Raw genomic sequence first — 21,020 nt, forward strand, 5'->3', positions numbered from 1 at the left:
ACGCGCAACAATCTTCGATCCGGGTGTAGAGGATTTTGAACGGCGAAAGGCGGGGTTTCCCCGCCTTTTCCTTGGTGGCCGCCGGTTGGTGTGCCGGCTACCTGACATGCTGTTCAATAATTTATACGGCCAATTTTTCGCGCTTGTCATCGCTGGCGTGCTTGCTAGAATCCGCGTCCGACCACGCCGCAAGGCGTGGCGTGTTGCTCCGACATCCCAGGCCCACATCAAGCGATTGCGCCCGAAAGCCGCGCACTAAGGAGCGTTCCCTTCATTTATCAATGCGGGGAGCCTCGTAGCGACGGGCGTGCCCGGGCGCCGGCCTGCGGCCGGCACTCCGGCGGTGTCCGCGTGCGGGTTCCCCTTGGGGCACATCGATGACCTGGAACATCCAAGACAGCCTGAGCCTGTACGGCATCCGCCACTGGGGCGACGGCTACTTCGACATCGGCGACAACGGCAACGTCTGCGTGCGGCCGAACGCACACGGCGAAGTCGACCTCTACGCCCTCCTGCAGCGGCTGAAACTCAAGAGCCTGGAAGTGCCGCTCTTGCTGCGTTTTCCCGACATCCTGCAGGACCGCGCGCGCCGGCTGTGCGGCGCCTTCGATACGGCGATCGCCGACGCAGGCTACGGCGGCGCGTACACCGCGATCTACCCGATCAAGGTCAACCAGCAAGAGGCGGTGGTCAAAAGCCTGATCGCGGCCAAGGGCGCCCGCGTCGGCCTCGAGGCCGGCTCCAAGCCAGAACTGATGGCGGTGCTCGCGCTCGCTCCCGCGGGCGGCACCATCGTGTGCAACGGTTACAAGGACCGCGACTTCATGCGTCTGGCGCTGATCGGGCAGAAGCTCGGCCACCGCGTGTTCATCGTGATCGAGAAGGAGTCCGAGGTCGCGCTCTTGATCGAGGAGGCGGCGCGCCTCAAGGTGCGCCCGAACATCGGCCTGCGCGTGCGCCTGTCCAGCGTCGGCGGCAAGTGGGCGGACACCGGGGGCGACAAGGCCAAGTTCGGCCTGTCCGCCTCGCAGCTGATCGCGGTGGCCGCGCAGTTGCGCGCGGCGAACCTGGACGACTGCGTGCGGCTGATGCACTTTCACATGGGTTCGCAGATCGCACATATCGAGGATTACCGGCGCGGTTTCCGCGAGGCGATCCGCTACTACGGCGAACTGCGCGCGCTCGGCCTGCCGATCGGCGTGGTCGACGTCGGCGGCGGCCTCGGCGTCGACTACGACGGCACCCGCTCGCGCAACGACAGCTCGATCAACTACGACCTCGCCGAGTATGCGCAGACGGTGGTCGGCATGGTCGGCGAATTCTGCGCCGCCAACGGCCTGCCCGAACCGGAACTCTTCTCCGAGTCCGGCCGCGCGCTCACCGCGCACCATGCGGTGCTGGTGATGAACGTCACCGACGTCGAGCGCCTGCCCGAGACGCAGCCGCAGCCGGCGGCGTCCGAGCTGGCACAGCTTGCCGCGCCGACCAGGAAGCTGTTGGAGATGGGCGAGCTTGCCGACGCCGAGATGGTCACCGAGACCTACTACCGTGCCTGCCATTACCTTGCCGACGTTTCCGAGCTCTACAACGAGGGGCGGCTTGGCCTCGCCGAGAAGGCACTGGCCGAGCAGGCACACGCCGCGCTATGCCGCCGCCTGAAGCTTGCGCTGTCCGCCGGCGCGCGCAGCCAGCGCCAGGCCTTCGACGACCTGACCGAACGCCTCGCCGACAAGTACTTCTGCAATTTCTCGGTATTCCAGAGCCTGCCCGACACCTGGGCGATCGACCAGGTGCTGCCCATCATGCCGATCCACCGGCTTGACGAGGCGCCGACCCGCCGCGCGGTGCTGCAGGACCTGACCTGCGACTCCGACGGCAAGGTGAGCCAGTACGTCGACGGGCAGAGCATCGAGAGCAGCATGGCGGTGCACGAAGTACGCGCGGGCGAGCCCTACCTGCTGGCGGTCTTCCTGGTCGGCGCCTACCAGGAGATCCTGGGCGACATGCACAACCTGTTCGGCGACACCGACTCGGTCAACGTCTGGCAGTACGCGGATGGCCAACTGGAGATCGCCGGCGTCGAGGGGCACGACACCGTCGAGGACATGCTGCGCTACGTGCACCTGGCGCCGGACGAGCTGTTGACCCGCTACCGGCAGAAGCTCGCGGTGCTCGACGTCGCCGAGCGCGGCAGCTTCCTCGCCGAATTCGCGCGCTGCCTCAAGCAGTCGTCCTACCTGTCGGTGTAAGGGCAGGGCCCGCGCCCGGCTGATTGCCGGCGCGGGCCGGTCTGGGCGGGCTTCAGCCACCGCCGGAGAGGGTGGGCAGCAGCACGCGGTGGATGGAAATGAACGCCGGGCCCAGCAGTACCAGCAACAGCGCTGGGAAGATGCAGAAGATCAGCGGGAACAGCAGCTTCAGCGGGATCTTGGCGGCGGCTTCCTCGGCGCGCTGGCGGCGCTTGGTGCGCAGGGTGTCCGCGTGCACGCGCAGCGAGTCGCCGATGCTGGTGCCGAAGCGCTCGGCCTGCACCAGCATGCCGACCAGACTGTCGACTTCCTCGACGCCGGTGCGCAGCGCGAGGTTGCGCAGCGCCTTCTCCTTGCTGCTGCCCGCGCGCAGTTCGAGGTTGACGAGGTGCAGCTCCTGCGCGAGCAGTTCGCTCTTGATCTGCATCTCCTCGGCGACCTTGGCGAGTGCCGCGTCGATGCCCAGCCCCGCCTCGATGCAGACCAAGAGCAGGTCGATCGCGTCGGGGAAGGCCTCGAAGATCTCGCGCTGGCGCAGGCGGATGCGGCGGGCGAGCCAGACGTTGGGCAGGTAGTAGCCTAGCGCGGCGGCGGACAGCAGCCCCAGCAGCAGCCGCTCGTGGCGGACTTCGCTGCCAGTGACGAGCAGCACGGCCAGCAGCGACAGTGGCAGGGCGAGCGCGAGCAGCGTCTTGGCGCCAAAAAAGAGCGGCGGATGCAGCGGGTCGCGCAGCCCGGCGTGCATGAAGCGCTGCCGCAGCGGCGACGCTTCCCAGCCTTCCTTGGGTAGCGACAGGCCGGCAAACGGGCGCGACAGGCGCTCCGCGCTTTGCAGCCAGCCGTTGCCAGCGTCACCGGCGCCGGCGGCCTGTGCCGCCGGCTTGCCGATCTGGTCCAGCCGCTGTTGCAGCCGGCTACCGGAGAACTGCACGAAGGCGAACATCGATACGCCGAACACCACGGCGAACACGAGCGCGAGGTACAACCATTGCAGGGTGTCCATCAGGGGCCTCCTGTCGGTTTCAGATATGGATGCGGATGATGCGGCGCATCCACAGTACGCCCAGCACCATCATCACCAGCATGGCCAAGAGCATGTTCAGCCCGACCGGATCCTCCCACAGCACCTTCATGAAGCCCGGGTTGACAAGGTTGATCACGCCGGCCAGCACGAAGGGCAGCAGGGTCAGGATCCACGCCGAAAGCCGGCCTTCGGCGGACAGCACGCGGACCTGCCCCAACAGCTTGAGGCGCTCGCGGATCAGCGTGCTGATATTGCCTAGCACTTCGGAGAGGTTGCCGCCGGTCTCGCGCTGGATCAGCACCGACAACACGAAAAAGCGCAGGTCGGTCAGCGGCACCCGTTCGGCCAGGCTTTGCAGCGCGTCCTGCATCGAGAAGCCGTAGTTGATCTCGTCGAAGGTGATGCGAAATTCGTCGGCGAGCGGCCCGTCCATGTCGTCGGCGACCATCTTCAGGGTGTTGAGGAAGGCGTGGCCGGCCCTGAGCGCGCGCGACATCATGTCCAGCGCGTCCGGCAGCATCGCCTCGATGCGCTGCAGGCGCTGCGCGCGCTTGCGGGTGAGCCACAACACCGGCAGCGACGCGGCGAGGGCCGCGCAGGCGAGCGCGAACCACCAAGGCAGCGCCAGCGCGTACAGCACGCCGCCAGTGACGAGGAAGGCGAGCGCGCACAGCGCCAGAAAACTCGCGACATTGAGCCTAACCCCGCTTTGCTGCAGGTAGCGTTCGATGAGTCGCAGCCTGGGCGCGCCCAGCAGCAGCTTGAGCGCCCCGGGCGCGCTGTCGAGCAGGCGGGTCTTCAACAGTTGCTCGGCCGCATGCTCGTGTTGCCCGGCGGCCATCGCGCGCAGGCGGGACTCGATGCGGCGGATCTCGCTGCCGTGCGTGCCGCGCCACCACAGGTAGCTGCCGTCGATCAGCAGCACTACCGCGACGAACACGGCGACGATAAAGGCGTAAAGCACGAAGTCCATGGCCTTGCTCCTATTCCATGCGGCGGGTCGGGTCGAACATCGCGTCGCTGACGCTGGCGCCGTGGGTGCGCAAGCGCTCGAGGAACTGCGGGCGGATGCCGGTGGCCTGGAAGTAGCCGGTGACCGTACCGTCGGCACCGACGCCGGTCTGCACGTAGCGGAAGATCTCCTGCATGGTGATGATCTCGCCTTCCATGCCGGTGATCTCCTGCAGGCTGACCAGCTTGCGCCGCCCGTCGGTCAGGCGCGACACCTGCACCACCACGCTGATCGCCGAGCTGACCTGCTGGCGGGCGACCTTGGGCGGCAGGTTGAGCCCGGCCATGCCGATCATGTTCTCCAGCCGGGTCAACGCGTCGCGCGGGGTATTGGCGTGGATGGTCGCCATCGACCCTTCGTGGCCGGTATTCATCGCCTGCAGCATGTCGACCGCCTCGGCGCCGCGCACTTCGCCCAGGATGATGCGGTCCGGCCGCATGCGCAGGCTGTTCTTGACCAGCGCGCGCTGGGTCACCTCGCCGCGCCCCTCGATGTTCGGCGGGCGGGTTTCCAGCCGGATCACGTGCGGCTGCTGCAGTTGCAGTTCGGCCGCGTCCTCGATGGTGATCACCCGCTCGCCCGGCGGGATCGCCGCCGACAGGATGTTGAGCAAGGTGGTCTTGCCGCTGCCGGTACCGCCTGAAATCAGGATGTTGACCTTGGCGCGCGCGAGCGCCTCGAGCAGGGTCGCCATGTCCGGGGTCAGGCTCTTCTTCTCCATCAAATCGGCCATTTTCAAGGGCACCGCCGAGAAACGGCGGATCGACATCGCCGGCCCGTCGATCGCCAGGGGCGGGATGATCGCGTTCACGCGCGAGCCGTCGGCGAGTCGCGCGTCGACCATCGGGCTGGATTCGTCGATGCGGCGGCCGACGCGGGAGACGATCTTGTCGATGATCTTCATCAGGTGCGCGTCGTCGTTGAAGCGCACGTCGGTTGGCTCGAGCCGGCCGCGGCGCTCGACGTAGATCTGCGCGTGCGAGTTGACCAGGATGTCCGAGATGGTCGGGTCGGCCAGCAGGATCTCCAGCGGGCCCAGCCCCAGCATCTCGTGCTGAATGTCGCGCACCAGCATGCGCCGCTCGTTCTCGTTCAGCGCGAGGTTCAATTCGGCGAGCAGCCGCTCGACCAGCAGCTTGAGCTCCTGGCGCAGCCGCTCGGGCGGCATGTTCTCCATCGCCGCGAGGTCGATGCGCTCGAGCAGTTGCTGGTGGATGCGCTGCTTGGTCGCGGCAAAATCCGGCCCGCTGCCCTGGTTGGCGGCGGGGGCGGCACTCGCGACGGCCGGCGCGGGTGGGCTGAAGGCTTCGATGCGGGCTCTGAGTGACATTTTGCTCTCCGTAAGGGGCTGGCTGGCCAGGGCTTATGCCTTGGCGGCGACGGTTTCGTTGCGGCCGCCCAGACGCAGCCGTTGCCACCAACTGGCGGGTTTGTCCGCCTGTGGCTTGAGGTCGGTGGCGATCTGGCCGAGCGCCTGCACCACCGGGCTGGAAGGCGCGAGCTTTGCCAGCGGGAGGCCCTGGTTGACCGAGCTTGCGACCAGCGGGTAGTTGTTCGGCACGCTGTACGCGATGTCGCGCCCCAGCGAGCGTTCGATGTCCTGCTGGCGGATGTCGCCGTGCTTGCTCGCGCGGTTGACGATGAGCGAGACGCGCTCGTTCGGGTAGCCCAGCGACTGGAAGGCGTCGAGCAGGCGACGGCTGTCTCGCACGAAGGGCAGCGTCGCCTGCAGTACCGGGTAGATGCGGTCGGCTGCGTCGAGCGCCTTGACGGTGACCGGGTCGAGCGTGCGCCCCAGGTCCAGCACCACGAAGTCGAACTCCTGGCGCGCCAGTGCGAGCAGCGCCTCGACTTGCCCGGGCTGGATTTCCAGCCCGGCGCCCAGATCGTCCGCCGACGCGAGCACCCCCAGCCTCGGCGTCAGCCACAGCAGGCTGGACGAGAGCAGCGCCGCGTCCAGCCGGTCGGTGTTGTGCACCAGTTGCGCGAGGTTGCTCGGCGGCGTCTCGCTGGTGAGAAACAGCGCAGCGTCGCCGAATTGCAGGTGCAAGTCGACCAGCAGTACGCGCGCGTTGTCCGGCGCCTGCGCCAGTGTCCACGCGAGGTTGGTGGCGAGGAAGGTCGCGCCGCTGCCGCCCTTGCACGGGATGAAGGCCAGCACCTTGCCGTGGCGCCCGGGCACGGTCTGCGCTTGCACGCGCAGCCGCTCCAGCGCGGCGGCGACCGTCACCCGGTCAAGCGGCAGCGGCAGCACCTCGCGCACGCCGGCGCGCATCGCCTCGATCAGCAACTCCGGAGTCGGCGCACGGCTGAGCAGCATCGGGGTCAGGGGCGGGCGGGACGCCGAGACGCGCGCGAGCGCCGCGACGGTGTGGCTGCCGGGGGCCGCCTCGCACAGCAGCACGTCGGGGTTGCCCGCGGCTAGCTGTTCGAGCGCGCGCGCGTCCCCCGTCGCGACGCTGACGCTGGCGCCGGGCAGGGACTCCAGCAGGGTGCGCGCGTCGGCGGCGGTGGCGGCTTGCAGGCAGTAGAGGGCGATCTTCATCTGGTATCTCCCGTTTTACAGGCAGTCGGGGTTCTGGTCGCTGCCGCTGCCGGTCGCCATGCTCTCCTTGAGCAAGGTGGTCGAGAACGGCGGCAGCCTCAGCTGGGTGGACAGCAGCGGTACGTTCAGGCGGAACATCGGCGCGTTGGGCGACACCGATACGGTGACAGCCTGGCAATTGCCAAGGGTCTTGCAGTCGGCGGGTGTGTAGTCGACGCTGATGTCGTTGGCACTGACGGCCGGCAGGATCTCGCGGAAGGTCTGCTTGACCCTAGGGGCATCCATATTGCATACCACCGCCAGGCGCGCGCTGCGCCGGGTCGCCTCGACCGCCGAATTCCAGGTGAACAGCAGGCGGCCGAATTCGAAGATGCCCAGCAGCACGCTGAAGAAGACCACGGCGATCAGCGCGAATTCGAGGCTGGTGGTGCCGGCCTGACGGCGGGATGGGCGGCTCATAGGTTGGACCTCATGGTGGTCGAGATGCGCCCGAAACGTACGCCCTGCTGCGGCAACACCCACGGTAGCAGCACGGTGTACGGGTAGCTTTCGACCGACACCGACACCAGGTTGGCGGCGGGCACGGATACCTTGTGGGTAGCCGGGCAGCTTTGCCAGTCGCAGACGGTCACCTTCGCATCGGCAAACTCGGCCTCCGGCAGCAGACTCGGCGGTTTTGCACCGTTATGGTTGACGCAGTACTCGTGGCTGCCGTACTGCAGCAGACATTTCGCGTTGTCGAGCACCTGCGTGTCGCCCGCGTTCTGCTGCGACAGGTAGCGCGCGGCGTTGCGGGTCGCCTTGACCAGCGTGTTGTACTGGTAGAAGGCGCGGCCGAACTCGACGATGCCGAAGGCGATCAGCATCATCGGCAGCAGCAGGATCGCGAACTCGACCGCGGCGACGCCGCGCTGGCGGGGTGGGCGTGTGTGTCGCATTGTGTGTTCCTTCTAGCGCACCAGTCCGGGGACCTTGGGGCCGATGGCCACGCCACTGCCAGGTAAGCCTTGAGTGATGCAAGGGCTACCGGGTTCATCTGCGCGACCAAGGTACTCCACCAGCGCTGGCGGATCTTCACCTTTTAAAGGCTTCGACATCGGGTGCAGCATCAGCACGCAGGCAAACGCCTGGATCGGTGCCTTGTGGTTGGTCTTTCCCCAGTCCTTGCAATCCATGATCGGGATGGTCACGACGCGACGGTCGGCACCAACCTGGCTGAGATCCCCCGTGTAGAGATTGCCATTGGTATTCAGGCCGAGCTCGCTTTCTGTGTCTTTTTGATACTTTTCGTAGGTTTTTCTTTGTATTTTGAAGTCAGCGAATGCGTTGTACGTGCTGCTCCAGTTTTTGGGCGTGTATGCGTGGCCGGTGAAATCTGGCGTGGCATCGCTGACCCTCAGGTTGCCCTGATAGACCCCGAAGCGAGAGTTCCATGCCTTGTCCAGAGAGTCTTTGTTGCCTGGCGCGCCTACTTCCTGTTTGACTTTCAGGTTGCACTCGCCAGTACCAGAAATCAGGTCACTAAGCTCATTTGAGCCCCCTCCGGACGGTGTGTAATCGATCCAGTTGAAGCTGCCGGTAATGCCGGCTTCGAGTTTGCTGCCATACCACTCTCCCTTGCAGAATCCGTAGGCATCGGGTGTGCCGCCATGCAGGCATTGGGGAGGGGTCGGTTTGCAGATGCCAAGGGGCAGTCCGCAGCTGATCTGGCTTTGTTGCTGGCTGGCCACCGCCTGTGCACTGACGCTCTGCGCACCGATACCCAACACCTGCATGAACCACGGCAGGATGCCGCTACGCGGCAACTCGCAGCGCACGTATTTGGCTTTCGCAGGGTCGGCCGAGCCGTAAGGTTTGTATTCACTAGCGAGCTTGTCGCTGAAGGTGATATCGGACGCGCTCACCGTCACCGGGTTGCCCTGAAAGTCGACGTTGTTGCGCCCGCCGACCAACTGGCCGGCGGCGACCGCCCTTTGCAGGCTGTCAGCGATCGGCGGTACGCCCAGCTCGCGCGCCGCCGCCAGCGCGCAGGCGTCGGCGGCGTTGGCGAGTTCCGATTTGTTGATATAGAGGCGCCCCAGGTCGACGACCAGTCCGAGAAAGCCGATCATCGCGACCAGCGAGAGCGCGACGATCAACGCCACCGCGCCCCGCTGCTGTTTGCGTAGTAATCGTTTCATCGCCTGCTCGCCCCCTGGATGCGTTGCCTTACTGGTCGGTGCCGACGCCGATATTGAACACATTGGTGACCGGCGGCGGCTGCTTGCTCGCGTCGTGGTAACGCTGCATCGCGTGCTCGGCGCTGGTGCCGTCCAGCGCCGGCAGCGCTGCCTCGGGCACCGTCGGCGGCAGCGCCTGCGCCTGGGTGCTCTCGCGTACCGCCTCGCCAAAGCGTTTGTCCCAGCGCGGCGTGGTCGAACAGGCCGCTAGCAGCGACACGGTGAGGGCTGACAACAGGATGGTTTTCATGTCGGGCTCCTTAGTTCTGGCCTGCGGCCGGCGCATTGTTCAGCGTGCCTTCAAGCTTGCCGCCCAGCATCAGCTGCGCGCGGTTGGGCGGGATGTAGTTGTCGGTCGGCAGCTTGTAGTCGCCGTCCAGCGGTTTGACCAGACGCGGCGTGACCACGAACAACAGTTCGGACTTGTCGGTCTGGAAGCTGGTGCTCCTGAACAGCGCACCCAGGATCGGCAACTCGCCCAGGAAGGGGAAGGCGCTGATATTGGTGGTCACGTTGTTCTTGACCAGTCCGCCGATCGCGAAGCTCTGCCCGTCGCGCAGTTGCACCGTGGTATTGGCGCGGCGCGTGGTGATCAGCGGCAGCACCGACGCGCCGCTATTGCTGACCAGCGACACGCCCTCGCGCGACAGCTCGGACACTTCCGGGGTGACCGCCAGGTTGATCTTGCCGCCTTCCAGCACGGTCGGCGTGAACGAGAGCCCGACGCCGAACTCCTTCTCCTCCAGCGTGATGGTGGTGCCGCCGATCTGGTTGCTCTCGGAGACGGGGATCAGGATCTTGCCGCCGGCGAGAAAGCTGCCCTGATGGCCGGACAAGGCCATCACCGTCGGTTCGGCGAGGATCTTGACCAGGCCGTCGTCCTTCTGCCCGTCCACGGTCACGCTGCGGTTGCCGGACGAGTGTGTGCCGTTGATCAGGGCCTTGCCGTTCGACAGGAAGTCGCTGAGCACGTTGTACGACCAGTCGCCGCTGCTGATCTTGGCGGTGATGTTGACGCCGAGCTTGTCGAGCACTGTCTTCGACACCTCGGCGACCTTCACTTCCAGCATCACCTGCTGCGGGTCTTCGACGCCGAGCATGTTGATCACCTTGCCCGTGCTGCCGACGAAGGCGCCGGCGAGCTGCACCAGCTTGTCGACCTGGGTCGCGTCGCGCACCGTGCCGCTGAGGATCAGCGAGCCGGCGGCGGGTGTTACCTGCACCTTGCCGGAGAGGCCGGGCAGCATGGTGTCGATCGCGCCCTGTAGCGGCGTCGGGTCGGCGCCGACGGCGACGTCCAGCATGGTGCAGCGCCCGTCGCGGCCAAGCATCAGGATATTGGTCGAGCCCTGGCTGCGCGCCTGCAGGTAGATTTCGTTGGGGCCGAGCAACAGCGCGTTGACGCTCGCCGCGCCGCTCTTGGCGTCGGCACCTTCCGGGTTGCCCATCACGATGCGGGCCACCGGCGACACGGGGCGGTAGCGGTGCGACTTGCCGACCGACAGCCGGATCACCGGGCCGCTCTGCACTTCGCTGCACTGGCGGCGTGCGCTCGCCGGGGTGTTGGCCGTGCGGGATGGAGCGGCTGCGGTGGCCTTGGCGGTCGGGGCCGGTGTGCTCGCCGCGAGCGGAGAGGTCGCGGGGCTGGTGGCGGCTGCCGCCGTTGGCGTCGCGGCCACTGCCGGCAGGCAAGCCAGCGCCAGCGCGATCGCGGCGAAGGTAAAAGCGGGTTGGGCGTAGGTGCGCTTGTCCATCTTGATTTCCCCTTTTTTGCTCAGAAGCAGCTCAGGCTACGGCTGCTGCCCTGGATGATCTCGACACAATCGCGCCCGCCGCCCGTGGCCTTGCGCGGCGCCGGCTTCTTCGGCGCGGTAGCGCTTGCCTTGACCGGCTTGGGCAGCGCGGTTTCCGGCTGTACGCCCAGCAAGGTCAGCTTGGTCGCGCCGCGCGTCTCGGCCGGCTTGGGGTCGATCTGGTTGCGCAGCACCAGCGACAGGGTGCCGACGCTGCGTGCAAGGTCAAGTTTCTCGGCTTCTTCCGGCGCGACTTCCAGCGTCACCGCATTGACGACCTTGGGCTTGGTGTCGTCGCGGCTGGCCTCCTGCGCGACGGCGAGCACCAGAATGTGTTCGAGCACGATCTTGGAGATCGACGGGTCACGGTTGTCGGCGACCTTCTGCCCGGTCGCCTGGCCGCTTTCGTCCTGGGTGTTGACCACGATGTCGACGTAGTTGCCGGGCAAGGCGAAGCCGGCGACGCCGATCACGTCGTTCACCCGTACCGTCATCGCGCGCTTGCCTTCGGCGACCACCGCGGAGAGCCCGCCCTGGGTGCCCACCGGCGCGAGCTTGGCTTCCAGCACCGGCTCGCCGCGCGAGAGCGGCATCTTGGCGACCCGGCTGTCGAGCTTGGCCGGGTCGTGGAAGCGGCCTTCCGGCATGCTGCCGGCCGGCCAGTCGACCATCTTCAGCATCTCGGGGGTGAGGCGGCTGCCCAGGTCGATGTCGACCGCGGCGACCACGACCTTGCCGGACGCCTGCCCGGCCTGCTGGTTGATCCAGCGCGAAGCCAGCAGCACGGCGATCAGGCCGAGCAGCAGCGACAGCACGACCATGGCAACGGCTTTGGTGTTTCTCATGGATTTGTTCCTCCGCAGGTTTCGGGGTTAGCCAAGCGCAGCCACGACTTGCTCGCTGATGGATTCGTAAAGGGCTTGCACCTGTCGGCCGGTCGCGCCGACCGCGCCGACGATGGCGACCGCGATCAGTACGCCGAGCAGCGCGTACTCGATCGAGGTGACCCCGCTGTCGTCGCGCGCAAAGCGTTGCAGCCGGCTAAACAACTTCATGGCAACCCTTTTCGGATTTATTAGCTGCATTGCATTCTCCTTTGGCATTTTTTGATCGTAGCCGTGTCCGCCGGCCATTCAAGGGGCTCTCAGAGGGGAGGGGTCGCCGCCTGGCCGTGGTAGTTGTCCCACGCCCAGTTAAGCCGGGCTTCGTCCAGGACGAGGGGCTGCCCCTCGAAGCGGCACAGGTCGCGCACCTGGGAGAGCAGGTCGCGCGGCGAGCACGCCAACAGCGGCCGGCCGCTGTCGCCGTGCAGGCGGTCGACCACATGGCGCAGCGCGGCGTCGGTATACGGCAGCCCCAGGCTGCGGCAGGCCTGCACGAAGATTTCGCGGTATTCGGCTTCGGTCAGCTCACCCACATGCAGCTTGTACGGCAGCCGGCGCAGGAAGGCCTCGTCGGCCAGCGTCTCGGGGGTGAGGTTGCTGGAGAACACCACCTGCACGTCGAACGGCACCTGGAACTTGCTGCCGGTGTGCAGGCTCAGGTAGTCGACCTGGCGGTCCAGCGGCACGATCCAGCGGTTCATCAGCGCCTGTGCGCTGACCCGTTGCCGGCCCAGGTCGTCGACGATCATCAGCCCGTTGTTGGCGCGCAGTTGTGGCGGCGCCTGATAGAAGCGCGCGTGGTGGTCGAAGTCGAGTTCGAGCATTTCCAGCGTCAATTCGCCCCCGCTGACAATCAGCGGCCGCCGGCACAACTGCCAGCGGGTGTCGCCCGCGTCGTGCCGCTCCAGCCCTTGAACGGGTGTTTCCGCGTCGACCGCCTGGTGCACCAGCGGGTCAAACAGCTGGATCACCTCGTTGTCGACCAGCAGCGCGTAGGGCACCGAGATGGTGCCGCCGAGCAGGCCGACCAGGTGCTCGGCGAGGAAGGTCTTGCCGCTGCCGGCCGGGCCGTGGATGAACAGCGCGCGGCCCGAGTTGAGGCCGGCGCCCAGTTGCGCCAGCAGCGAGGGCCGCACGGTCAGCCCGTCGAACGCGGCGTCCAGTTCGGCGCGGCCGACCCGCTCGTCGCGCAGGCGCTGGCGCGCGACCTGCGCGCGGTAGGCGGCCAGCGTCACTGGCAGCGGCCCGGCGTACTGGCAGCGCGCCAGGGCGTCGCGCGCGCGGGCGCGGCCTGCTTCGCCCAGGCTGAAGCTGACGGTGGTTTCGGCGTCGGCGTAGCGGGTCGCCTCCAGCAGCTTTTCGTCGCGCATGAAGGCAAGCAGCGGCGCGAGCAGGGTATGCGGCAGCCGGCACAGCGCGGAGAGTTCGGCCAGCGTCGCCTCGCCCTGCAGGAACAAGAGCTTGGCCAGATGCTCGACGACGTAGAGCGGCGACAGGCCACTGTCGGCCAGCGTGCGCGGCGCAGGCGGCAGTTTGAGGTCGGTAGTCGGTGTGGCGGACATGGCGCTCTCCCTTCTGTCTTGGCTGTGGCGCCCGGGGCGCCGGAAACGGACGCTAGAAACCGATCCACGGGCGCGCCAGCGTCATGAGCGTGCCGCCGGCAATCGCCACCGCGTACGGCAGCCTCGCCTTGTTGCCATGTTCGGCTGCCAGCGTCGGCGCCGCGTCGCGTCCAAGCCGGTTCAGCGTGGCGAACGCGATCCAGCCGGTGTTGCGCAGCACCGCACCCAGCATGCGGTGGCGCAGCGCGAGCGCGAGCGACAGCACGCCGCCGCACAGCAGGGTCAGTAGCCATACGGCCAGGATCTGGTCGCCGCCGACGAAGGCGCCGACCATCGCCATCAGCTTCACGTCGCCGGCGCCCATCACCCGGATCAGGTAGAAGGGCAGCAGCAGCGCGAAACCGAGCGCCAGCCCTTGCAGCGCGTCGAGCCAGCCGACGCCGGTCGGCGACTCGCTAAGCAACAGCGCGAGTGCCACGCCGACCAAGACCAACTGGTTGGGGATCCTGAAGGTTTTCAGGTCGATCAAGGCGGCGGCCAAAACCAACAGGGCGGGAAAAAAAAGCCCTGCCGCAAAAGACAGGGTGATCCAATCGGTGGTGACCGGCATGCAAGTCTCCAATGTCACAATGCGGCAGGGTTTTTGATTTCGAACTCCGCTTACCCTCAGGTCAATGCGCAGGCAGCCCCTGTGAGGGCTGTGCATACTTTTTGGAAAGTACCTTGCAGCGCGGTGCCCGTATTGGTGAGAATCCCCACGAGCAACACCGCAATCAGCGCCGCGATCAGCCCATACTCGATCGCGGTCACGCCTTCTTCGTCTTGCCAGAATGCCTGCATGCCTTTAACCAGTTTGTTCATGAGACTTCTCCTTTGAAGATGCACGGGAAGGTGCGGCCCGCGCTTCCGCGCCAGTCGTCGACAGGGTTTCGACGGATCCTGTGCTTTGACACTAGCTCATACGAATATGTGTTCAAGTAGGCTTAAACGCATGTTCTTTAAAAGCCTAAATGGGTATAACGACTTCTATCGAAAGAAGCCGAAGCATCTATGAGGGCGTGTTTATGGTGGCGGGCAGGATGCAGTCAAAATGCAACAGGCCGCCCAGCGGCGGCCTGTTGCAGGGGGGAAGCGGGTTTACCAGTTGGTCTCGCGCTCGGGGCTCGCGCTGATCTTGTGGATGGCGAGGTCGGCGCCGATGAATTCTTCTTCTTCGGTCAGGCGCAGGCCCATTGTGGCCTTTAGCAGCCCGTAAACCAGCAGCCCGCCGGCAAAGGCGATGGCGACGCCAAGCGTGGTGCCGATAAGTTGCGAGGCGAGGCTGACGCCACCGGTGCCACCCAGTACCTGTTGGCCGAACACGCCGGCGGCGATGCCGCCCCACACCCCGCACAGGCCGTGCAGCGGCCACACGCCCAGCACGTCGTCGATCTTCCAGCGGTTCTGCGTCAGCGTGAACAGCCAGACGAACAGGGCGCCTGCGCTGGCGCCGACCGCCAGCGCGCCCACCGGGTGCATCAGGTCGGAGCCGGCGCACACGGCGACCAGTCCGGCCAGCGGGCCGTTGTGGATGAAGCCCGGGTCATCCTTGCCCAGCCACATGGCGGCGAGGGTGCCGCCGACCATCGCCATCAGCGAGTTGACGGCAACTAGCCCCGAGATGCCCTCGAGTTTTTGCGCGCTCATCACGTTGAAGCCGAACCAGCCGACGATCAGGATCCACGCGCCCAACGCCAGAAACGGGATGGACGAGGGCGGGTGCGCGGCGACGCGGCCTTCCTTGCTGTAGCGGCCGCGGCGCGGCCCCAACAGCAGCACTGCAGCGAGCGCGATCCAGCCGCCGACCGCGTGCACCACCACCGAGCCTGCGAAGTCGTGGAAGGGCGCGCCGAAGGTCTGCGTCAGCCAGTCCTGCACGCCGAAGCGGCCGTTCCACGCGATGCCCTCGAACAGCGGGTAGACGAAGCCGACGATCAGCGCGGTCGCGATGGTCTGCGGGTGAAAGCGTGCGCGCTCGGCGATGCCGCCGGAGACGATGGCGGGGATCGCCGCGGCGAAGGTCAACAGGAAGAAGAACTTCATCAGCGCCTCGCCGTGGTCCGCCGAGAGCGCGTGCGCGTTGCCGAAGAAGTTCACGCCGTAGGCGAGCGTGTAACCGACGAAGAAGTAGGCAAGCGCGGAGACGGCGAAGTCGGTGATGATCTTGGAGAGCGCGTTGACCTGGTTCTTGCGGCGTACGGTGCCGACCTCCAGGAACGCGAAGCCTGCGTGCATGGCGAGGATCATCACCGCGCCCAGGAGCAGGAATAAGGTATTGTCGGCACTCATCTGGCGCACTCCCTTGTTGTTGTGTGGGGGTGCCTAATGCAAATTGAATGCCAGCGCGTGGTGCACGGAAAATGCGCGATGCACGGCGCTGGTGCGTGCCTTGTTGCACGAAAACGGTGCGTGGTGTGTGCGCGGCGCACCGTCGTGGGGCTTAGAGCCTGTTCACGATCTGCTGCGCATCGACGACACGGCGCCCACAACGGTTTCGAAATGCTCATGTACCACCTGTACATTCCGCTTTCTCAGCCGTTTTCGCCTTGTCTCGCCCTCGCTTGCGAGATCGTGAACACGCTCTTACGGCAGCGGCAGCAGCAGCGTCTCCTTCACTTCTTCCATCACCACATAGCTTTTCGACTCGTTGGCCGCCGGCAGCTTGAGCAGGATGTCGCCCAGAAGCTTGCGGTACTGCGACATGTCGCTGATGCGCGCCTTGATCAGGTAGTCGAAGTCGCCGGACACCAGGTGGCAGTCGAGGATGGCGGGGATCTTCTGCACCTCGCGGCGGAACGCCTCGAACAGGTCGCTCGACTTGCTGGAGAGGCGGATCTCGACGAACACCAACAGACCCGCGCCCAGCGCCTGCGGGTTGAGGCGCGCGTAGTAGCCCTCGATCACGCCTTCGCGCTCGAGGCGGCGTACCCGCTCGGTGCACGGGGTGGTCGACAGGCCGACCTTGTCGGCCAGTTCAGTCATGGTGATGCGCCCGTTGGCCTGCAACTCGCGCAGGATCTTGCGGTCGGTCTTGTCCAGCGTGCCTGACTTGTCCATGTTTACCTGTTTAACGCGTTAATTTTGGCGAAACCCGCTGTGCGGTGCTCGATGTTTGGTGAAAAAAACTGGTATGCCATCAATATACTACGCCAAATCACTGAACGTGAATCTGTCGCAAGAACGGGGAGCAAGCATGAAAGTAGTCGTGTTGGGCGGTGGCGTGATCGGCGTGTCGACCGCATGGTATCTGGCCAAGGCCGGCTGCGAGGTGACGGTGATCGAGCGCCAGGACGGTGTCGCGCTGGAGACCAGTTTCGGCAACGCCGGGCAGATCTCGCCCGGCTACGCGGCGCCGTGGGCCGCGCCCGGCATCCCGCTGAAGGCTGCCAAGTGGCTGTTCCAGGAACACGCGCCGCTGGCGATCCGTCCGGACGGCAGCCTGTTCCAGTGGCGCTGGATGGCCCAGATGCTGGGTAACTGCAACCCGCGCGCGTACAACGTCAACAAGTCGCGCATGATGCGCCTGGCCGAGTACAGCCGCGACAAGATCCGGGAGATGCGCGCCGAGACCGGCATTGCCTACGAAGGCCGGCAGGGCGGCACGCTGCAGCTGTTTCGCTCGCAGGCGCAAGTCGACGCGATGGGCAAGGACATCGAGGTGCTCGAGGAATGCGGCGTCGCCTACCGCGTGCACGACCGCGACAGCCTCGCTTCTGTCGAGCCGGCGCTCGCGGCGGTCAAGCACAAGCTCACCGGCGGCCTGCAACTGCCCAACGACGAGACCGGCGACTGCCAGCTCTTTACCACCGAATTGGCCCGCCTGTGCGAGAAGGCCGGCGTGCGCTTCGTGTTCGGCGCGCAAATCGAGCGCATCGAAGAGGCGAGTGGCCGCGTGCGCGCGGTGGTGGCCGGCGGTCAGCGCTACGAGGCGGACCACTACGTGCTGGCGCTGGGCAGCTACTCGCGCCAATTGCTCGCGACGGTCGGCATCGACGTGCCGGTCTACCCGGTCAAGGGCTACTCGCTGACGGTGCCGATCGTCGACGAGACGCGCGCGCCGGTGTCGACCGTGCTCGACGAGACCTACAAGATCGCCATCACCCGCTTCGACAACCGCATCCGCGTGGGCGGCATGGCCGAGCTGTCCGGCTTCAACCTCGCGCTCAACCCCAAGCGGCGCGCGACGCTGGAAATGGTGGTGTCCGACCTCTACCCGGGCGCCGGCGACGTGCCGGCGGCCAGCTTCTGGACCGGCCTGCGCCCGATGACGCCGGACGGCACGCCCATCATCGGCGCGACGCGCCTTGCCAACCTGTCGCTCAACACCGGCCACGGCACGCTGGGCTGGACCATGTGCGCGGGCTCGGGCAAGTTGCTGGCCGATTTGATCACCGGCACCCGCCCGGAGATCAGCGCCGATGGCCTGTCGATCGCGCGTTACGGGCAGGCCACCACGCAGATCGCCGGCGGCCGCGTCGCTTTGGCCGGGGCGTAAGCGATGCGTCCGCTCGTCGCTGAAATCAACCTTGAGGCCTTGCGCGACAACTACCGTCTGGCCAAGTCGCTTGCTGGCTCCCGTGCGCTGGCAGTGGTCAAGGCCAACGCCTACGGCCACGGCGCGGTGGCCTGCGCCGAAGCGCTCTCTGGCGTGGCCGATGGTTTTGCGGTCGCCTGCATCGAGGAGGCGCTCGAGCTGCGCGCGGCGGGCGTTTCAGCGCCCATCCTGCTGCTCGAAGGCGTGTTCGACGCCGACGAGTACACCCTCTGCGCAGCGCAGAACCTGTGGTGCGTGGTGCAGGGCGAGCCGCAACTGGCGATGCTGGAGGCGGCGTCCATTCCCAAGCCGCTGACGGTATGGCTGAAGATGGATTCGGGCATGCATCGCGCGGGCTTCGCGCCGGATACTTACGCGCGTGCGTATCAGCGCCTGTCCGCCAGCGGCAAGGTGGCCGACATCGTCAAGATGAGCCACTTCGCGCGCGCCGACGAGCCGGCCGTGCCGATGACGCACGCGCAGGCCGAGCTGTTCGACAGTCTCTGCCGCGAGTTGCCGGGCGAGGAGAGCCTCGCCAACTCGGCCGCGCTGATCGCGCACCCGGCGACGCGCCGCGCGTGGTCGCGGCCGGGGATCATGCTGTACGGTGCCAATCCTTTGCCCGCCGGGCCGTGGCCCGCGCTGCGGCCGGTGATGACGCTCAAGAGCCGGGTGTTCGGCGTGCGCGACATCGCCGCGGGCGAACCGCTGGGCTACGGCGACAACTTCGTCGCGACGCGGCCGACCCGTGTCGGTCTGGTCGCCTGCGGCTACGCCGACGGCTACCCGCGCCTCGCCTCGACCGGCAGCCCGGTCGCGGTCGACGGCGTGCGAACCCGGGTGATCGGCCGGGTGTCGATGGACATGCTGACGGTCGATTTGACCGACCTGCCGGGCGCCGGCCTGGGCAGCGAGGTCGAGCTGTGGGGCAACACGGTATCGGTGGGGGAGGTCGCCCAGCACGCGGGCACCATCGCTTATGAGGTGCTGTGCAACGTCAAGCGCGCGCGGCGGGTGTATCTGGGCTGACCTCGTACTCTTACTGGGCGGTCACGGCGAATCCGGCGCAAGCGGGTTCGCCGTTTTTGCCTGCAGCGTCGCCGTCAGGTGCGCAAGCAGCGCGCGCAGCGCGGTGCCGGCGTGGCGGTCGCGCGCGTAGAGCAGGTAGGCGGTGCCCTGGTAGTTGGTGTCGAACTGCCAGTCGGCCAGCACCCGCACGACGCGGCCGTCCGCTAGCGCGTCGCGCGCGACGAAGTCCGGCACGCAGCCGACGCCCAGCCCCGCCTCGATCGCCGAGAGGCGCATCTCGCTATGGTTGGCCGCGAAGCGGCCGCCGACCGTCACTGAGACCTGCGTCTCCCCCCGGGCAAAGCGCCACAGCCGGTCGCCCGGCGCCTCGCCTATGGTCAGGCAGCTGTGCGCGGGGAGCGCGTGCGGGGTGTCGATCGGCGCGTGGTGCGCCAGGTATTCCTGGCTTGCCAGGAGCAGCTGGCGCACCGGGAACAGCGCGCGGGCGACGACCCCGGGCGGCGGCTCGTCGGTCAGGCGGATCGCGACGTCGATGTGTTCGCGGATCAGGTCGACCGGCCGGTCGGTGACCATCAGCTCGATGTCGACGTCGGGGTAGGCGTGCAGGAAGGCGATTAGCGGCGCGTCCAGCAGATGACGCGCGAACGCCTTGGGCGCGCTCAGGCGCAAGCGCCCGGCCGGGGCGCTGTGGTGTCCGGCGGCGACGGCGAGCGAAGCCTGCGCGGCGGCGACCATCTGCCGGCCGTGGGCAAGCACCTCGGCGCCGGCGTCGGTCAGCGTCAGGCTGCGGGTGTTGCGCCGGACCAGGGTGACGCCCAGCGCGCGCTCCAGCCGCGTGAGCTGGCGGCTCAGGGCCGACGGGGTCTGCCCGCACGCGCGCGCCGCGGCCGAGAAGCTGCCGGCGTCGGCAACGCGCACGAAGGCGGCAAGTTCTTGCATCACTTCCAGAAAACCGTCTGTTCCCACCGTGCAACACTCCTGTTCGCGGCCAATGGCTAGTCGGCGCGCCGGCGCGCGCCGAAGATCGCGGCATTCCCTCGAATGAAAAGGACTCGCGATGACGACCCGTTCCGCCTTGTTCCGCCGCGCCGATACGGGCAGCGGCCGTCCAGATTATACCTTTTGCATTGCGTGGCACGCCGCGCGGATGGGCCTCGCTGGGAGGTCGGCATGAGGCGCGCGCTGGGCATGGGCGGCCGGCTGGGTAGCGGCATTGCGGCGCGCCTGCCGTTTGGCCGGGTTGAAGGCTTGCTGCTCGCGGTCGCGCTGATCTGGGGGGTGAGCTACAGCGTCGTCAAGGTCGCCGTCGCCGAGGTGTCCGTCGCGCAACTTTTGCTGCTGCGCTTCGGGCTGACCTTCTTGTTACTGCTGCCCGCCCTGGGCGTGCTGGTAAGGCAGTGGCGCGCGGCTGCGGCCGGCGGCGCCTTGCTGCTCGGGGTCAACCTGCTGGCGATCTTCGCGTGCGAGAGCTGGGGCGTCGCGCAGACATCGGCCGCCAACGCGGCTTTCCTGGTCAGCCTGTGCGTCGCGTTCACCCCCCTGTGCGAATGGTGGCTGCTGGGCGAGCGCCCCGGCAGGCATGTCCTGCTGGCGGCGCTGGTGTCGGTGCTGGGCGCCTTGCTGTTGGCGTTCGCGCATGGGGACGGGCTGCGCCTGCCGGGCATAGGCGACGCGCTGATGGTGTTGGCGGCCTGCCTGCGCGCCCTGATGGTGTGCCTGACCCGGCGCCACGGCGACCGGCACGGCTGGCCGGCGCTGACGATGACGGCGGTGCAGATGGGGGTGATGGCCGCCGGCAGCGCGACGCTGATGGCGGGACAGTTCGGCACCGACTGGCCGGCCTTGCCGGTGAGCCGGCCGTTCTGGGCGGCGCTGGCCTTCCTGGTGCTGCTGTGCACGCTGTTCGCCTTTTTCGCGCAGAACTACGCGGCGTCCCGCACCTCCGCCTCGCGCGTCGCGCTGCTTACCGGCAGCGAGCCGTTGTGGGGGGCGCTGGTCGCGGTGCTGTGGCTGGGCGAGCCCTTGTCCGCGCAAGGCTGGCTGGGCGGCGCGCTGATCGTCGCCGCCGCGTGGTGGGTCAGCCGGCCGGGCGCGCGGCGCGGCTGACAAGAAAACACCCGGCGCGAGGCC

21 protein-coding genes are annotated in these 21,020 nt (G+C 67.1%); 4 read left to right on the forward strand and 17 right to left on the reverse strand.

Going from position 1 to position 21,020, the window contains the following annotated elements; all coding sequences use genetic code 11:
• The first annotated feature begins 377 nt into the window (after positions 1–377).
• Entirely contained in the window at positions 378–2,249 is a 1,872-nt protein-coding gene (gene speA / locus E5K04_RS04385) for an arginine decarboxylase (RefSeq protein WP_136551689.1), read from the forward strand.
• Between the two features lie 52 nt (positions 2,250–2,301).
• On the opposite strand, the gene E5K04_RS04390 is transcribed toward speA, so the two are convergent.
• The 16 genes from E5K04_RS04390 to E5K04_RS04465 all read right to left on the reverse strand — a co-directional run bounded on the left by E5K04_RS04390 (position 2,302) and on the right by E5K04_RS04465 (position 16,384).
• Positions 2,302–3,252, reverse strand: coding sequence for a type II secretion system F family protein (locus E5K04_RS04390; protein WP_136551690.1), 951 nt, complete (start codon positions 3,250–3,252; stop codon positions 2,302–2,304).
• Between the two features lie 19 nt (positions 3,253–3,271).
• A complete protein-coding gene (locus E5K04_RS04395) occupies positions 3,272–4,246 on the reverse strand; it encodes a type II secretion system F family protein (RefSeq protein ID WP_136551691.1) in 975 nt (324 codons plus the stop codon).
• 10 nt (positions 4,247–4,256) lie between these two features.
• Complete coding sequence (locus tag E5K04_RS04400; RefSeq protein WP_136551692.1) at positions 4,257–5,615, reverse strand: CpaF family protein; 1,359 nt, start codon at positions 5,613–5,615, stop codon at positions 4,257–4,259.
• A gap of 33 nt (positions 5,616–5,648) precedes the next feature.
• Entirely contained in the window at positions 5,649–6,830 is a 1,182-nt protein-coding gene (locus E5K04_RS04405; protein WP_136551693.1) for an AAA family ATPase, read from the reverse strand.
• Positions 6,831–6,845: 15 nt separating this feature from the next.
• Positions 6,846–7,289 carry a TadE/TadG family type IV pilus assembly protein gene (locus E5K04_RS04410; protein ID WP_136551694.1) on the reverse strand — a complete coding sequence of 148 codons (444 nt, stop codon included), beginning with the start codon at positions 7,287–7,289 and terminating at the stop codon, positions 6,846–6,848.
• On the reverse strand, positions 7,286–7,768 hold the full coding sequence (locus tag E5K04_RS04415; RefSeq protein WP_136551695.1) for a TadE/TadG family type IV pilus assembly protein: 483 nt from the start codon (positions 7,766–7,768) through the stop codon (positions 7,286–7,288). Before E5K04_RS04415 ends, E5K04_RS04410 begins: the two co-directional genes overlap by 4 nt.
• 12 nt (positions 7,769–7,780) lie before the next feature.
• On the reverse strand, positions 7,781–9,010 hold the full coding sequence (locus E5K04_RS04420; protein WP_136551696.1) for a pilus assembly protein TadG-related protein: 1,230 nt from the start codon (positions 9,008–9,010) through the stop codon (positions 7,781–7,783).
• Positions 9,011–9,038: 28 nt separating this feature from the next.
• On the reverse strand, positions 9,039–9,299 hold the full coding sequence (locus E5K04_RS04425) for a hypothetical protein (RefSeq protein ID WP_136551697.1): 261 nt from the start codon (positions 9,297–9,299) through the stop codon (positions 9,039–9,041).
• A gap of 10 nt (positions 9,300–9,309) precedes the next feature.
• Entirely contained in the window at positions 9,310–10,803 is a 1,494-nt protein-coding gene (locus tag E5K04_RS04430; RefSeq protein WP_136551698.1) for a type II and III secretion system protein family protein, read from the reverse strand.
• A 20-nt stretch (positions 10,804–10,823) separates the two neighbouring features.
• Positions 10,824–11,687: a Flp pilus assembly protein CpaB gene (gene cpaB, locus E5K04_RS04435; RefSeq protein ID WP_136551699.1), complete on the reverse strand. Its 864-nt coding sequence runs from the start codon at positions 11,685–11,687 to the stop codon at positions 10,824–10,826.
• A 27-nt stretch (positions 11,688–11,714) separates the two neighbouring features.
• Positions 11,715–11,897, reverse strand: coding sequence for a Flp family type IVb pilin (locus E5K04_RS04440; protein ID WP_136551700.1), 183 nt, complete (start codon positions 11,895–11,897; stop codon positions 11,715–11,717).
• A gap of 89 nt (positions 11,898–11,986) precedes the next feature.
• The gene (locus tag E5K04_RS04445) at positions 11,987–13,288 is read right to left on the reverse strand and encodes a P-loop NTPase family protein (RefSeq protein WP_136551701.1); all 1,302 of its coding nucleotides are present in this window, start codon (positions 13,286–13,288) and stop codon (positions 11,987–11,989) included.
• A gap of 52 nt (positions 13,289–13,340) precedes the next feature.
• Positions 13,341–13,994 (reverse strand): A24 family peptidase, encoded by a 654-nt coding sequence (locus E5K04_RS04450; RefSeq protein ID WP_328591020.1) that lies wholly within the window; start codon positions 13,992–13,994, stop codon positions 13,341–13,343.
• On the reverse strand, positions 13,955–14,149 hold the full coding sequence (locus tag E5K04_RS04455; RefSeq protein ID WP_136551703.1) for a Flp family type IVb pilin: 195 nt from the start codon (positions 14,147–14,149) through the stop codon (positions 13,955–13,957). Before E5K04_RS04455 ends, E5K04_RS04450 begins: the two co-directional genes overlap by 40 nt.
• A gap of 276 nt (positions 14,150–14,425) precedes the next feature.
• Positions 14,426–15,616, reverse strand: coding sequence for an ammonium transporter (locus E5K04_RS04460; RefSeq protein WP_136551704.1), 1,191 nt, complete (start codon positions 15,614–15,616; stop codon positions 14,426–14,428).
• Positions 15,617–15,910: 294 nt separating this feature from the next.
• Complete coding sequence (locus tag E5K04_RS04465) at positions 15,911–16,384, reverse strand: winged helix-turn-helix transcriptional regulator (RefSeq protein ID WP_136551705.1); 474 nt, start codon at positions 16,382–16,384, stop codon at positions 15,911–15,913.
• Positions 16,385–16,520: 136 nt separating this feature from the next.
• On the opposite strand from E5K04_RS04465, the gene E5K04_RS04470 reads away from it, so the two are divergent.
• The gene (locus E5K04_RS04470) at positions 16,521–17,822 is read left to right on the forward strand and encodes a D-amino acid dehydrogenase (RefSeq protein WP_235844268.1); all 1,302 of its coding nucleotides are present in this window, start codon (positions 16,521–16,523) and stop codon (positions 17,820–17,822) included.
• Between the two features lie 3 nt (positions 17,823–17,825).
• Positions 17,826–18,890: an alanine racemase gene (gene alr, locus E5K04_RS04475; protein ID WP_136551707.1), complete on the forward strand. Its 1,065-nt coding sequence runs from the start codon at positions 17,826–17,828 to the stop codon at positions 18,888–18,890.
• 21 nt (positions 18,891–18,911) lie between these two features.
• Here alr and E5K04_RS04480 read toward each other — a convergent pair whose 3' ends face one another.
• Positions 18,912–19,829 carry a LysR family transcriptional regulator gene (locus E5K04_RS04480; protein ID WP_136551708.1) on the reverse strand — a complete coding sequence of 306 codons (918 nt, stop codon included), beginning with the start codon at positions 19,827–19,829 and terminating at the stop codon, positions 18,912–18,914.
• A 231-nt stretch (positions 19,830–20,060) separates the two neighbouring features.
• Here E5K04_RS04480 and E5K04_RS04485 point away from each other — a divergent pair, with 231 nt between their 5' ends.
• Positions 20,061–20,996, forward strand: coding sequence for a DMT family transporter (locus E5K04_RS04485; RefSeq protein WP_205700291.1), 936 nt, complete (start codon positions 20,061–20,063; stop codon positions 20,994–20,996).
• The last annotated feature ends 24 nt before the right edge of the window (positions 20,997–21,020 follow it).

Source organism: Crenobacter intestini (assembly GCF_004919095.1).
Classification (GTDB): Bacteria; Pseudomonadota; Gammaproteobacteria; order Burkholderiales; family Chromobacteriaceae; genus Craterilacuibacter; species Craterilacuibacter intestini.